This is a genomic window from Collinsella sp. TM06-3 (assembly GCF_003436395.1).
Lineage (GTDB): Bacteria > Actinomycetota > Coriobacteriia > Coriobacteriales > Coriobacteriaceae > Collinsella.
Window position 1 is genome coordinate 126187 of record NZ_QSPG01000005.1, and the last position, 13878, is coordinate 140064.

General features: G+C 56.8%; 13 protein-coding genes and 3 pseudogenes. 10 read left to right on the top strand and 6 right to left on the bottom strand.

All coding sequences use genetic code 11. From position 1 onward, the window contains the following. The first annotated feature begins 59 nt into the window (after nucleotides 1-59). The 4 genes from DXD56_RS03645 (at nucleotide 60) to DXD56_RS03660 (ending at nucleotide 2358) form a co-directional block, all read left to right on the top strand. Complete coding sequence (locus DXD56_RS03645; RefSeq protein ID WP_197032260.1) at nucleotides 60-380, top strand: PadR family transcriptional regulator; 321 nt, start codon at nucleotides 60-62, stop codon at nucleotides 378-380. Further along, entirely contained in the window at nucleotides 367-990 is a 624-nt protein-coding gene (locus tag DXD56_RS03650) for a DUF1700 domain-containing protein (RefSeq protein WP_117640138.1), read from the top strand. The genes DXD56_RS03645 and DXD56_RS03650 overlap by 14 nt, the downstream gene beginning before the upstream one ends. A 15-nt stretch (nucleotides 991-1005) precedes the next feature. After that, the gene (locus DXD56_RS03655) at nucleotides 1006-1260 is read left to right on the top strand and encodes a hypothetical protein (protein WP_117640139.1); all 255 of its coding nucleotides are present in this window, start codon (nucleotides 1006-1008) and stop codon (nucleotides 1258-1260) included. Between the two features lie 414 nt (nucleotides 1261-1674). After that, the gene (locus tag DXD56_RS03660; protein WP_117640140.1) at nucleotides 1675-2358 is read left to right on the top strand and encodes a hypothetical protein; all 684 of its coding nucleotides are present in this window, start codon (nucleotides 1675-1677) and stop codon (nucleotides 2356-2358) included. A gap of 337 nt (nucleotides 2359-2695) precedes the next feature. On the opposite strand, the pseudogene DXD56_RS10305 reads toward DXD56_RS03660, so the two are convergent. Both DXD56_RS10305 and DXD56_RS03670 read right to left on the bottom strand, forming a co-directional pair. Beyond that, nucleotides 2696-3242, bottom strand: a pseudogene (locus tag DXD56_RS10305) (YjdF family protein). 375 nt (nucleotides 3243-3617) lie between these two features. Beyond that, a complete protein-coding gene (locus tag DXD56_RS03670; RefSeq protein ID WP_117640141.1) occupies nucleotides 3618-4580 on the bottom strand; it encodes an Abi family protein in 963 nt (320 codons plus the stop codon). Between the two features lie 880 nt (nucleotides 4581-5460). Here DXD56_RS03670 and DXD56_RS03675 point away from each other — a divergent pair. The 5 genes and pseudogenes from DXD56_RS03675 to DXD56_RS03690 all read left to right on the top strand — a co-directional run bounded on the left by DXD56_RS03675 (nucleotide 5461) and on the right by DXD56_RS03690 (nucleotide 6956). Next, nucleotides 5461-5634 carry a type IV toxin-antitoxin system AbiEi family antitoxin domain-containing protein gene (locus DXD56_RS03675; RefSeq protein WP_255413178.1) on the top strand — a complete coding sequence of 58 codons (174 nt, stop codon included), beginning with the start codon at nucleotides 5461-5463 and terminating at the stop codon, nucleotides 5632-5634. A gap of 169 nt (nucleotides 5635-5803) precedes the next feature. Beyond that, nucleotides 5804-6016: a hypothetical protein gene (locus DXD56_RS03680; RefSeq protein ID WP_117583309.1), complete on the top strand. Its 213-nt coding sequence runs from the start codon at nucleotides 5804-5806 to the stop codon at nucleotides 6014-6016. Nucleotides 6017-6032: 16 nt separating this feature from the next. Beyond that, nucleotides 6033-6365, top strand: a complete 333-nt coding sequence (locus DXD56_RS03685; protein ID WP_117583308.1) for a nucleotidyl transferase AbiEii/AbiGii toxin family protein — start codon at nucleotides 6033-6035, stop codon at nucleotides 6363-6365. Beyond that, nucleotides 6365-6535, top strand: a pseudogene (locus DXD56_RS10175) (IS30 family transposase); the annotation flags it as partial. The gene DXD56_RS03685 and the pseudogene DXD56_RS10175, both read left to right, overlap by 1 nt. Before the next feature lie 58 nt (nucleotides 6536-6593). Continuing rightward, nucleotides 6594-6956 (top strand): hypothetical protein, encoded by a 363-nt coding sequence (locus DXD56_RS03690; RefSeq protein WP_117583307.1) that lies wholly within the window; start codon nucleotides 6594-6596, stop codon nucleotides 6954-6956. A gap of 26 nt (nucleotides 6957-6982) precedes the next feature. Here DXD56_RS03690 and DXD56_RS03695 read toward each other — a convergent pair. The 3 genes and pseudogenes from DXD56_RS03695 to DXD56_RS03705 all read right to left on the bottom strand — a co-directional run. Then, nucleotides 6983-7525 (bottom strand): annotated as a pseudogene (locus tag DXD56_RS03695) (restriction endonuclease subunit S); the annotation flags it as partial. A gap of 57 nt (nucleotides 7526-7582) precedes the next feature. Next, entirely contained in the window at nucleotides 7583-8575 is a 993-nt protein-coding gene (gene xerA, locus DXD56_RS03700) for a site-specific tyrosine recombinase/integron integrase (RefSeq protein WP_117583305.1), read from the bottom strand. 37 nt (nucleotides 8576-8612) lie between these two features. Further along, nucleotides 8613-12440, bottom strand: a complete 3828-nt coding sequence (locus tag DXD56_RS03705) for an N-6 DNA methylase (RefSeq protein WP_117640142.1) — start codon at nucleotides 12438-12440, stop codon at nucleotides 8613-8615. A 634-nt stretch (nucleotides 12441-13074) separates the two neighbouring features. Here DXD56_RS03705 and tnpA point away from each other — a divergent pair. Continuing rightward, a complete protein-coding gene (gene tnpA / locus DXD56_RS03710; protein ID WP_117583303.1) occupies nucleotides 13075-13545 on the top strand; it encodes an IS200/IS605 family transposase in 471 nt (156 codons plus the stop codon). A 138-nt stretch (nucleotides 13546-13683) separates the two neighbouring features. Here tnpA and DXD56_RS10020 read toward each other — a convergent pair. After that, a partial coding sequence (locus tag DXD56_RS10020) for a hypothetical protein (RefSeq protein ID WP_199411536.1) occupies nucleotides 13684-13878 on the bottom strand: 195 nt, incomplete at its 5' end.

Here is a 13878-nt window from a genome sequence, read left to right on the forward strand (position 1 = left end):
CTAATACCTTGCATCGTATAGTGTGTATAGCACAGTATATGACGAGAGGAGGTGTGCGGATGGAGGCCCAGATGAAGCGTGGCTTCCTGGAGGCCTGCGTGCTCGCGGCCATTTCCGGCGAGGAGTCCTATGGCTACCAGATCGTGAAGGACGTGCCGGCGAGCATGGGGCTCACGGAGTCGACGCTCTACCCGCTGCTCAAGCGCCTGGAGAAAGCCGGGTGCATCACGGCGCGCTCCGCCGAGCACAACGGGCGGCTGCGCCGTTACTACCGCATCACGGACGATGGGCGTGCGCGCATCGAGGAGTTCCTGGCCGAGTGGCCGTCCGTGCGGGAGATCTACACATACGTTGAGGGGGCGCACCATGACGCGCGATGAGTTTCTGGGCCGGCTGGGCGAGCTGCTCGCCTGCCTGCCGGCCGAACAGGTGGAGGAGACCAAGGCGTTCTACGCGGAGGCCATCGCCGACCGCATGGAGGACGGCATGAGCGAGGAGGAGGCCGTGGCCGCCATGGGCACCCCCGGCGAGGTTGCCGAGGCCACGCTCGACGACCTGCCCGCCGTGCCGCGCGCGATTGCGAAGACGCGCCGGCGCAGCACTGCGTTGCTGTGGGTGCTGACCATCGTGGGGTCGCCGGTGTGGGTGCCGCTCCTGCTGGCCTTCGCGGCGGTGGCCGTCACGGTCTACGTGTGTATCTGGGTGCTGGCGCTCTGCGTGTGGGTCATCGCCGCGACCCTCGGGGCCGTGGGCGCGGCGTCGCTCGCGCTCGTGGCGGCGGGTGTGGCCGTCGGCCACGTGCCCTACGTGATCGTGATGCTGGGCTGCGGGCTCGCTTTCATCGGCGTGGCCCTCCTCGTGGGCGCGGGCGCCTGGGAGGCATCCAAGCGGATCGCGCGCCTCTCGGCGCTCTGGGCGGGGAAGGCCGCCTCGCCTTTCTGGAAGGGTAAGGGCGAGAAGGGCGGCGCTGCCGCGCATCTCGCAGCGTAGAAAGGAGTGAGTACCATGACCAGCGCGAAGAAGATCTACCTCGCTGTGGCGGGCGGGCTCGTTGCCGCGGGTGTTGTCCTCGCGGGCATTGGCTTTATCGCCTCGGGCTTCGACCCGGCCGTGTTCACAACCCAAATCGATACGCGCGACAGCACCATCGTGCTCGGCGGCGTCGAGGTGGACGAACACGAGAGTGTCCCGTTCATCAGCCAGCTCGCCAATCTGGGCGAGATCGACACCTCCAACGTTGCGGACCCCGCCGCGCCCTAGGGGCGCGGAGCCCGGGCGCTCCGTCCGCCAAGCTGCGTAAGCCGGCGAAACCCGAACCTCGGCTCCAGCGCAACTGGTCTCAAGCCTGCGCCGATTCGCTCTCAGCGCCGCGCGGGGGCCCGCTACGCATGCCCAAAAAAGTACGAGGAGAAAGGAACGCGATGACGACAGTCACGCCCCTCCGCCTTCACGGGGTCACGCAGGACGGGGAGCGACTGGGCCGGGCGGTGGGACTGTGCTTGGATTGGCTACACTGATATGGACAGTTCCGTGAGGGGCGCGAGAGACGGGACTCCGGGGAGATCTCCGAGGAGGAGTACATCGACTGGAAGCGTGGGTTCAGTGGAGCATGAACCTAATCTCTGTCTCTCTTGCTTTTTCTGATTTGTTGAGAAGCCGGCATTTGGGGGCATTTTGGATATCGAACAGTTCAAACAAGAAGCTGAGAAAATAAAACAAAGCCTGAGTGCCTTGAGAGTCGCCGAGCGCAATGCAGTGATTCCCTTCATGAACGGTGACTTTACCCAATGGGATCTATATCTGGCATCCTCCTCTGAATATGCGATGAGATTGATAGACGGATTCATCTCCATGCTCGAGTCGAGGAATCTTGTTTGCGTCGCCCAGCTTCTCCGCGCACAGGTTGGAGTCTGCCTGAGGACATTCGCGTTATTCGCCGCGGAAGACCAGGATGACTTTCTCAAGCAGGTGTTTCAAGGTGTGCCTGCGAACAAGCTGAAAGATTTCTCGGGTGAGAAGATGTCTGATAGAAGACTTCAAGACTTACTCGAGAAGTTCGATCCAAAGGTAAAAGATGTATACAAGGTGACGTCTGGATTCGTTCACTTCTCCACTGATATTCTGTCGAGCATTGGTGTGCCTGGGGAGGGCTATGAGGTCGAGTTTAATTTTGGAGCCGAGCCCAACGAGAGAAACAATGTGCCTCTCGTGGAATACGGCAAGGCGTTCTGCCACTATGTCGACCTGCATCTCCAGATGCTCCATAAGGTGATTGCTTCGGATGAATGGTATGCCGATCGATTCCGTATCGATTCCGATGGTCCTGCAGACGAAGCCTCGACAAGCGAGAAGGTGTAGGTCAAACGCATTGACGCTGCCTTGACAGCATCCCGATAAAATAACGAATGGGAGGTTCCCTGCGAAATGTGCGCCTCTGTATATTCTCGCTAGGAAGCCCCCGACCGATAAGCCGTCGTTAAGTTCAATTTGAGTTCAGCTTGGGTACCCGAAAATCGCCCAACTCTGAAAAAAGGGGAGACAACGGTATACCATGTAGACGAGAGGCTATGGAAGTGCACGATTTGATCACTGAGTGGGAGTAGAACACACGTTCTGTATAACGTTATAGCACCAGGTGGCAGGCGTAGTTTCAATCGAAGCTACGCTTGCTGCTATATATGGGTCGATGGCGGTATCAATGCCCACGATGCTTCTGCTTGCGCTTCAACTTCCGCTGCTCGAAGCGCGCCTCCGCCTCATCCGCGCGACGCTGGCTTCTTGCGCGGGCCGATTCCTGCTTCATCGCCTCCCGCTGACTCGCGAGCGCCTGCTGCGCCTTGGTGCCCATCGCCGGCTGCTTAAGGGCCTTCGACGCCTCGCGGGCTCGGCGCTTGGGGTTTTGCGGGCTTGCTCGTCTCGGCGGGATCGCCACCGAAGAACGCGAGCTCCGCCCATTTGCTTGTAACGAATTGCAGGATTTCCTCATCGGACGGTTCCGCGCCGAAGACGATGCGGGCGACGCCGTATGTTCTGTCCTCGGCGTGTTCCGCCAGCCCGACCCAAAATTGGCCGTCGTGATATACGGTCAGGGTGGGCGACACGCTGATCTGCATGGCTGGTTCCTCCTTTATGTAGATGACCATGCAGAGAAGGGACAACCAAGGAGGCAGGTTACTGATGCGGACCCCCGCACGCCCGCGACTACCCGACGGGGACTGTGTTTTCATCTCTGATGCCCGCATTGTAGCACGCGCGGATTTACGATGTTGATTGCCGGCGCCTAGACGGAGATGAAGGCGGTTCGATCTAGGTCAAGCCGGTCGCTCGTTCATGAAGCGGCCGATTCCCTGAAAATAAAAGGCGCCCACGAGGACACCTACAGGCTATCTTCGAACTACTTGGTTTGGGGCAGACGGAGGAAAAAATAGGGCAGAATCGCTCTCACGATCCCGCCCCGCAAACCCGAGGGTTTCTAACTGGCTCCATTATTCCGGGCTTCTCAGTTCTGTCATTGACCCAGGTATCACCCGTCTCCTATAGCGAGTGAATATAAAAATAGGGCAGAGTCGCTTGCGCAAGTCCGCCCCTAAAACCGTGAAGGTTTTGCTATCTGCAGGCTATTCTACCAAACCGAGCGATTCTGTCAACCTGCGAAGGAACTCGAGCGCGGAGCGAGCTGCGGCGTCGGGCCCCTTGCCGGGCAGCGCCTCGGTTTCGCCGTCGGCCCTGGCGAACATCTCGGCGAGCTCGGATGCGGCGCGCGAGCGCGAGGAGCCCTCGGGTACCAAGCCGGAGTGCGCCACGAGCACGGTCGCGACCTCCTGCATGGCCGTATTCCCCATCCACTTCCTCCTGGTCGCCTTGGGAATTCCCACGGCGGCCACCCTTCGGGAGACGCCGCTGGACGCCGAGCCCCGGGCGGCGCCCCTCTCGGCGAAGCAGTTGATCAGGCACGAGCCGTGCGCGGCGCAGTTGCGGACGGACTTCACGCGCTTGAGGTCGTAGTGGGAGGCCTCGAGGCGCCTGTCGCCCCATCGCCTGGCGCAGAAGCGCACGAAGTCGATGAGGGTGCCGAACGAGGTGAGCTCAAGGAAGGCCCAGGCAGGCATGTCGCCGGAGTACTTCGCGTAGAGGCTCGAGCTGTAGGGGCTGCGGCCGCTCATCTTGAGCTCGCGCAGGCGGTACTCCCTGTTTGCAGTGGTAAGCGATGCCATGTAGTCGGCCACGATGGCGTAGCCGTCCTCTCCACGGTCCTCCATCTCGCGAAGCAGTGTCACCTTCTGGAAGTGCTCGATGTCGAGCGTCATGCCGAGCAGGGCGTGGCGCAGCTCCTGGTCGAGCGCCGCGAGCAGGCGCAGCTGGCCGAAGTCGAGGTCTACGTAGCGGCCGTCGCGCGGGCCTCCCTCGTATTTCGAGAAGAGTTTGCGGTAGGATGCGAGCTTGAAGAAGTTGCACTTGTCGCGCAGGTAGTCCGCGGCCTTTTCCTCGGAACACAGCTCGAAGGCTACGCCCTTCTGCTTGAGGTGCTCTATCTGCTGCTCGATCGTGAGGATCGGCTTCCTATCGTGGGGTTCGGCCATGCTCGGTCTCCTGTCATAAAAAGTATTGCCTATTTTACCAGCATGTCCTCGACATTCGGTGGAAGCCTCATCGTCGACTCATGGGCAAGCCGCCCGATACGACTCCCTTTCCCTGTCAGTAGTGCAGTCGCCTGACCTGCGGCTTTGGAATCTCGTTGGAAGCCGCTCGCGACCAATCATTTGCAGTTGTTGCGAGTGGCTTGCGCGTGATGCTGCGGTTGAGTTTCAGAAACGGGCGATTCCGCCCAATTGGGCACCCGAATCACGGTCGGAAGCTCCTTTGGGACAAAAACAAAAACTCAATGCCCTGAGTTTGAAAAAAGTTTTTGAGGTTGTCCCAACTTTTGTCCCCGAAGCCGACGAAACGCGACATCGCGTTATTCGGCGGCACGCGTTCCGTGTCGATGCCGAAAACTGGGTGCAACTGGAATGACGGGACGGCAGAACCAAAGCCACCAGCGAAATAGTGGGAATAACAGCCCTCGAACCCTTTGGTTCGAGGGCTTTCTTTTTGCATCTCTACCTGGGAAAACGACCCAATTATTCCCGTGTGTCCCTACTGGGCGGTACAACGGAGTACTCGGCGGTACGGGAATAATTAGGCCCTGCGGGAATAATTCACAATTCGGGTCCCCCGAAGGCCGATTTCGAGCGGATGAAACTGACTTGAAACTGCGAGGCGGATTCAAGCCCTCTTCAATTGCATTCGCCCAGGTCAACAAATGGGAATAAAGAAATGCGAAAATCGGTTTCCGCAGTTTCAGTGACCCCGAATGCCGCCGAATAACGCCGTGTATTCTGAGCGTATTGCTTGCATTGTTGCATTATTTTCCACAATGCAAGCATGGAATAAATCGAAGTCATACGAGCCACCAACGACATCGCCTCTTCCCAAAGGGGGCTCTTCACATCTGTGCAGGCGAAGGTGCTCGGCGTCGAGCGGTACGCGCTCTCGAGGCTGGAAGGGCTCGGCAACATAGAGAGGCTCGCGAAGGGCGTCTACCGCATGGGCGGCTCGCCGAGCACGCGGGAGGAGGACGTCCTCGCGGCCTGACTGTCGATCGACCCGGGGAGGCGCCCCGTCGCCATGGGGGCGACGGCTGCATGGCTCTACGGCATCGGCGAGGTCAGCCCCTCGCCCTACGAGTTCTGCACGCCCGAGAGAAAGCAGACTAAGCGCCCGAACCTGATTCATCAGGAAGCGCCGCCTCGACCCGAAGGACGTGGCGATCGTCTCGGACATCCCGGCGACGAGGCCCTGGCTCACGGTGGTGGACCTGATAGACTCCGGGGAGGAACTGAGCCTGGTCGCGAACGTGCTCGCGGACGCGCTCGAAAGGGGCCTCGTCGAAGACGAGGGCGCGCTGAGGGAGAAAATCGACGCCGGGGGGCAAAAGCCGGGATGCCGGCGGGGGCCAGCCTGTACGATTCGTTAGCTAGGAGGCGGGAAGAATGACGTACGAGAACGGCGGTCAGCTCGACAGGGCCCTGAAGAGGGCCGTTCGCGACAGGGGCGGTGACCCCGGGGACGGCTGTCGTCGGGCTTTGCGCGACCGGTTCCTGCGCAGGGTGTTCAGCAACCCCGACGGCCGGTTTATCCTCAAGGGCGGAAGCGGGCTGCTCGCGCGCATCCCCGACGGCCGCGTCACGCGCGACATCGACTTCGCGACGGCATCTGTGTTTGATAGCGTTCAATTTACGGGTTGGGGCTGCGGTGGAAATCCTGGACCAAAAGAGGACCAGGATTTCCACCGCAGCCCCAACCCGAAAATCAGGCTTGACTAAACACAGACGGTCTGCTGCGCGAGTACTTCCCGAAGGGGACCGGCTTCTCTGCGGTCTCGGACGAGGAGGTCGAGCGGGTGTACGATGCCATCAACCGCAGGCCCCACAAGCGCCTGGGGTTCAGGACGCCCTACGAGGTCCACTACTCAGGGGTGTTGCAGTTGCTCTGAGAATTCAAGCTCGAAAAGGCGCAAGCAAAGGTATCTTGACTACGCTCTAAAGCGTGGCGTGAAGTCCGGCATCGTTGACGCGCTGAGGCTTCAGGGAATTGCCGCGAGCGAGGTTGATGCAGTTTCTGTTGTGGTTGACGAGCATTCGACTTCGATCGACGGAAAGTACAACCTGGCAGAATCGGTTGATGAGGAGCTGCGCTGCGGCATGTTCAACCCAACGTGGCAGACCTCCTACCCTCCTGTATTTAGCGACTGGCTGCCCAAGATTCCAGTCTCCTATGTCGACTCCTCCAAGGTGGCTATGGTGAGGGCGGCTGACGTGACGGCGAACTGGGCATTTATGGCCGAGCGCGACAAAGAGACATATCCGCGAGCCTACGAGATGCTATCAAAGGCGACGGTCCTCGGGCTTCTGTAGCGTTGGACATGTAACTATCTGTCTTTTCAAAAGCCGTGAAGATCTTGGTGGATGATAAATTGCGATTTGTCGACCTGAGCGACGAAAGAGGCGAACTCTTGCTGAAGCTCAAGGGGAGGCAAGGGAACCGTCATTCTCTTTAGAGCTTCTTTGGTAATTGCCTCCCTTGTTGCTCCAGCCGCTCTTGAGCCGTTTAGCAGGAGTCTCTGATACGAATCACTGATCAGCACCGTGTTCAATAGCACCGGCAGCATCCGTTTTTGGTCGACTCTGACAATTGAGACATGCTGATTAACACGTCCACCAGCCAATTCATCTGGCAAAAGACATGAACGAGCAACCGAAGCGCCAGTAATATTCAGAAGCACGTCACCCTTCATCAGCGTGACGCCTTCTAGTTTTGCGGCTTGTTCATCATCAATACAAGCAAGGTCCTTCCACACGAAACGACCGTTGTGAACATTCATGCTTCTGACCAGCGGAACACCTTCGGCCTTGTATGCCGTTTTGCCACCTCGTGGCGTTGCTCCGGAACCCAACTTGGTACAGAGGTCTTCAAGCCTAACGAAAGGCCATTTTTTACCATCGACCGGATCGCCAAATACCTCTACAAACCGTGATTTGACTTAACAGATATACCTTCTATGAGAGTCCCTTACGTTGTCCTGATCGACCATTGCGTACATCAACGTTGTATCAATCTTTTGATGGCCAAGCAGCTTCTGCACCTGCTCGATGGGCATTCCTTTTCCAATTGCTTTGGTGGCCAGCGTTCTCCTGAACTTATGTGGGTGGACGTGTTTGACGCCTGCTTTTGTTCCCAAGGAGCGAAGGCGGAGCTCGACTCCGCTTACTTGCAGCCTAGAACTCGGCTTTGTGAGACTACAGAATAGCGCGGCGACGTTATCGCTGCGTTCTTGCAGGTAGTTGTTTAGGTGCAGCTTTGTAGTCGCATCAAAATAGACGACTCTCTCTTTGTTGCCCTTTCCGAGTACAATGCACTCTCGCCGATTTAGATCAACGTCTTCTCGATTGAGCGAGACGAGTTCGCCTATTCTCATCCCTGTTGAACTAAGAAGGTTGATGATTGCCAGATCCCTCTTGCAAGAACAGGCGTCTGTGAGGGCTATAAGTTCTTCATCAGAATATACGGACTTGACCGTTCTCTTTGAGCGAATCTTTTTAATGCGTCGTGCAGGGCTTTTGAGTATATGGTTCTCGTCTTCAAGCCAAGAGAAGAATGACGACAGGATGCGCCTGACGTTGTCGACGGTGATGCTCCCTGCGTTATTACCCATGGGATATTCGCTCAGGTATGTTCGTAAGTCATCTGAACTAATCCGGACAATTGGTTTTTTGATTGCTTCGAGCGCCCTTGTAAGTGTGGCCTTGTAGTACCTGATGGTCTTAGGCGAGCATCCCTCGATGGTTTTGGCTGCGAGGAATCGCTCCATGTACTTTGAGGCCTCGTCTTCGACATTGCTGAGCGCGTTCACTTCAAGTTCGATGCCCCTGAGTTCGCTCATAAGGACGCTCTCGAGATACGAAAGCACTTCGCCGCTAACGAGTGCCTGCATTTTTGTGAGAACCGCGTTTGCTATTTCGATCGTCGTGTGCATCAGTTCCTCCCATCCCGATATGGATGGGAGGAACGTATCACGCGAGGAATCGGTCTAGAAGGGCGTCGCGCTCTGCGGAAAGGGCGTCGACCTCTTGCTCGAGTGCAAATTGCGATTTGTCCGCCTCGGCAGCGAAGTCGGCGAACTCCTGTTGGAGGGACAACGGGGGAATTGCAATGGGAATAGCGGCCAAGTCTGCTGCGCTGATATTTGCCTGATGGACACTTCCCTTCGCTATATTACGAAGGACTCGCTTTCCTTCCTTTGAATTCAGGTAACCAGATACATATTCGGCAGAGCTGTGGTCAGCGAACCTTACGCACACGATGTACCCAGCAATAACCATGGTCTCTGACTGATGAAAAACGCAAGTTTTCCCAACCTTGTCAATGCTGTTGGTTCGATTAAAAAGCATATCGCCATAGCGGACGGTAGCATTTTCGAGAGCTTGGCCCTTTAGGGTGATTCGCTTTGTATCGGTTAGGTCAAGGATGCCGTCGTCGGTGATATTGTTCATTCGGATGTAGACATAATCGCCATCGGCGCCGGCTTTTGCTGAAGTGCCGTAGTGCATTTCTATGCTGTAGTTGCCGATTGTTTCGATTGGCCATGATGCGTGTGTCTTGGTTCTAAACATCTCGACAAACCGTGATTTGACGCTCTCCTTGAGAGCGGCGATTTGCTGTCGTTTGCTATTGATTTCATCTGTTAAGCGATTGAAATCGTCGATGAGGGCTCTCTGCTCGGAGAGCGTCGGGACTGGGATGGGGTATTTGAGCAGCTCATCCTTGTCTCCGCGAGGCCTGCCGGTTCCCGTGAAGGTGGACATATCGTAGTCGAAGAAGTCCTTCTGCCACAGGAGCAGATGGAGAAACTCGGGCAATAGGCTGTCGGTATTTATGCTTCGGAATACCAAAACGTCCTTGGAGCACGCCCCATCGCGGTCTGCGAGCCAAATCTTCTGCAGATAGGGGCGAATATTGGAGACGAGCGTGTCTCCCTTCTTGTATGCGGTGCCAGCACTTGCCGGAAGCTCTCCACTATAGGTGGTTATGCCGCCACGGTCCTTGACCATGTTTTCCGTTGTTACGTAAGTGTCGGTGGTGATGGAACTCTGGGCCACGCTGTTGGTAACGTAGGATGTGATGTCTCTAAGCGTCTTGACTACGGTGCCCTGGGCGAACGAGCGGGGCTTGTAGAAAGAGCGGGGAATCGTAAGAGTCTCGTCGAACTTCTCGGCATCAAAGTCGATGAAATCGGTGGTCTTGGCATAGTAGTAGTACTGGGCAAGGTCGCCGGGCTCAACCTGCTCGCCGGAGAACCATGCTCTGATGATGCCGCTTAGCGAGTTCGTGTCGTCCGATTCGTCGTCCGAATAGAGCACGCCCTCACCATCGATGGGCTGTATCCCCTCGTTGCCTTTGCGATTGCTCCATTTGTAGCCAAGGAAAGAGGCGATTTCCTTGGTCGTGTTAGGTGAGTTGATGATGAGCGTCTGTTCGCCGCAGACGAGACCCCAAACGCGCAGGCGTTTGCGCTCTTCCTTGTGCGCATAGCGATAGAACAGCTCGTTCTCTGCTTTGAGCTGTGAGTTCTTGTCGGCCGCCTTCCAAGTCTTGCTCTTTCGAAGGGTCTTGAGCTCCTTCGATGATTCGAAAAGATGGCAATAAACGTTGAAGTGGCGAGTGTTTGCCCATTCGTTCCAGCCAGCCTCTCCTGCGAGAAAAGCCCGGTAAGTATCTCCGTCTACATTAATTGTGTCGAGATAAGCGTTGAAAGCGCTTTCGTCTTTCCAACCAGTGAGCTTCCTGCGCTCAAAAACAGCGTCAACGAAATCAAGTGCGTTCGCATTGCGGGGCGGGATCTCGTCAAAGCGACGTAGGAACATAATTGCGACGTTTGTTCCTGTGGCCGCGAATGTGCCTGATCCAAACCTGGCGATGGAGACGATCTCGAAGGAGCTCAAAAGCACATCGCGTGCGGCCATGAAACTCGAGCTCGTGCTCTTGTCGAGGATCGAGGTGGGGAGGACAATGGCGGCGTAGCCTCCGGGCCGAACAAGCTGTGCCGCACGCTCGACAAAGAGGGTCTCGATTTCCGAGCCGCTATTGCTGATGGTTTCCAGCACTTTGAGTTCGTTGTTGTGAAGCTTGAGATGCGGTTTGAAGGCCGCGACAGAGTACGGGGGATTGGCGACAAGAATGTCGAAGCGTCCCCTGTCGGTTCGGCTGTCGATTCCCTTGTCGGGATAATTTTCAAGTCCGTCGCCGAAGACCACGTTGCTCTGCCCTGCGCCATGCATGTAGAACGAGACCTTGGAAACGCGAGCGAGTCGATAGTCCTTCTCGATGCCGACGAGATTGTCTCTGACCCAGTCGGCGTCTCCGAGGTCATCCTCTATGGTCGGATCATATTGGCATGCGGCGTCGGAGATTTCTTCGAATCCTTCTGTGAGAAAGTGCCCCGCGCCACAGGCGTAATCGATAACGCGTGGATAGTGCACGGCACCAGCCTCGTCCTGCACGATGCTGTCGAGTGGGAGTGACTTCCAAATAAAACGGGTGATGGGCACAGGTGTGAAGAATTGGCCCTCGTTTTGCTTAAAGCCCTGATTAAGGAGCTGTTCGAAGAGGTCGCCCAAGAATTGAATGTCTTGAGTTCCTACGATGCGATACGGCTGTAGAAGTTGCACCGTCTCTACGAGTACCTTGCCGTTCTGAAGAAAGAGTTCCTCGTTGTGGACGTCTTTGAACGCAAAGTCATTGTTGGTATAGAACTTGAGCTTGCGCAGCGTGCCGTTCAGCTCCTCGATGAGCTTCTTGCGGTGCTGGCCCGTATAGTTGCTTATGAGGTTTTCGGCGTAGTCGTTGGGAACGTACAGGACCTCTTCCCGCATGAGCTTTCTCATGCCGTCTGAGTGGAGTCTCTGGAGCCTGTCCTGGAGCGTTTCGTAGGTGTCGCGTCCTTGGCGGTATTGGAACTCAATCTCCTGGGTTGGCATTTTCGAGAGCTCGTCTTGGAGCTTCGCGATAAAGAGCGCGATAAGGCGATTGAAGGCGTTCTCTTTATCGGAGACGTTGTTGTGGCGGAGGATTTCCTCGAAGCGGTTGACGATGCTGTCTTCGGCCCTGAAGTCGACAAGGTCCTTCTTGAGAAGGGGAGGAACCATCGGGTGGTATGCCGTCGACCTATCGCCAAAGAGGATGTTTCCCTCGACTTGTTGGTTGTACGTTTCCGTCCAAACTTGATGGAGCTGTTCCACTGTATGGGCGTCGCGGTAGAGCGCAATGGTGTCATCGCGTTTGGCGAGCGCGATGAAGTTCTCGTCATCGCTGCAGTTAATTGAAACCTGGTCTGGCACGATTTCGTTGTTGATGAAATCGCATGCAAAGAGTACCAACCAGCGAGTCGCGCGCTCTTGTTGCCAATAGGAGAGGAGTTGCCCTCCGTCTGACTGCATGTTCTTGAATTCGTTTTTGAACTCGGTTCCAGGGGTCTTGCATTCGACGATTGCGAGTGTGTCGCCCCTCTCGTCATTAATGCAGATATCAGCGCGGCCGCTCTTTTGTTCGTGCCCAAGGGCCCATTCGCGCTCCAGCTCAAGTGATTCGGGGCGATATCCTTTGTCGAGGAGCATGGTTACGCAGGCGAGTACGACGAGGTTCTCGTTATCTGAAAAGTTACAAGTTGTGTCTTTGTTGACTTTGAACCCCAGGTCTTTCGGGTAGCCGATGCGTTTCTTGGAAAAATCGACCGTGATTTGCGCGCTGGTCTCTTCCCAGGATTTCTGATAAACGGTGCCGTCGCCCGAGGGCTCGTAGCACAGAGCCCTAAGTGCGTCGCGAAGATTGTCCAGAGTAATCATCTAATGTCTCCGTAGCTGCGAGGTGAAAACACAATTCGCTAATTTTATCGCAGAGGGCGCCGTAAGAACGTAGTGTGATTGGCGGTGCTGCTGCTTGCCAGGGCATTTGATTGGATGATGACGCGCACGGGGCGGGATTCGCCAGTCCGCTAAGCCACGCTGGCAACAGTAGCGTACCAGGCGGTTGCTTGCAGAGATCCTCACGCGCGCCGTGCTTGAACCACTGGAGGTACGTGTTTCTCGTCGTGCGTCCATCGGTGACCGATCCGCCTTTTACTAAACAAGTTTATCGAGCGCGCGAAGCGATTGAGCCAATGGCGAAGCTCCAACTTATTCGTCAACTCATGGGCAAGCCACCCGAGACTACTCATTTCTCCTACTAGCAATGAAGGTCTGCGACCTGCAGTTTTGCAAACTGCTTGAAAGCCACCCGATGAGATACCCCCGATTTCCACTTGGAATCGGGGGTATTTTTATTTACAGGCTTTAGCCTGTGCGGGGCGCGCAGCGCGCCGCATCAGAAACCACCCGCTATGCGGGTGGGGCCAAACGGCTTTACAAAGCCGCCCCCTCGCCGGACACTTGCGATTGTTCAGGCCGCAAGGAATCCGAGTCGAGAGGGCGGTGGTGGCGTATGGCCCAGAAGGCCTACGGCCTGTCGCACACGAAGTGGACGTGCAAGTACCACGTCGTGTTCACGCCGAAGTATAGGCGCAAAGTCATCTACAACCAAATAAGGTCCGACCTTGGGGAGATCTTCAGGAAGCTCTGCCAGTACAAGGGGATAGAGGTCATCGAGGGGCACCTGATGCCCGACCACGTCCACATGCTGCTGGCGATACCGCCGAAGTACAGCGTGTCGAGCGTGATGGGCTACCTGAAGGGGAAGAGCTCGCTGATGGTATTCGACAGGCACGCGAACATGAAGTACAAGTTCGGCAACAGGAAGTTCTGGGCCGAGGGCCACTGCGTGTCCACCGTCGGCCTGAACGAGGCCACGATCGCGAAGTACATCCGGGAGCAGGAGAAGGCCGACATCGCGCTCGACCGGCTGAGCGCCAAGGAGTACGAGGACCCCTTCGATAGGGGGCCGGGGCGTAAATAGCGCCGGTTTGACCGGCCCGTCACGGGTCAATCTGCAGTGCGGCCCGAACCCCGTGAGGGCCGGCGCCTTTAGACGCGTGCCGGAAATCCAAGGGTTACACCCTAAGAGCAAACCACCCCTTCTAGGGGTGGTTTTGATTTAAGCGTCCACGCATGAAACACGGCGCGATGAACTGCGCTGCTCGTCGCCCGTCCGCGCCGCCGAGAGCAGGGCGCCCAAATCGGCCTGGATCGCCTCTGCCTTGCTTCCAAGCTGCAACGGAGCCGAGTCGCCCGAGATGTTTACGCTCAAAAGGTGCGCATCCGGCAGCTTCGCGGTCATGCTCCAGAACGG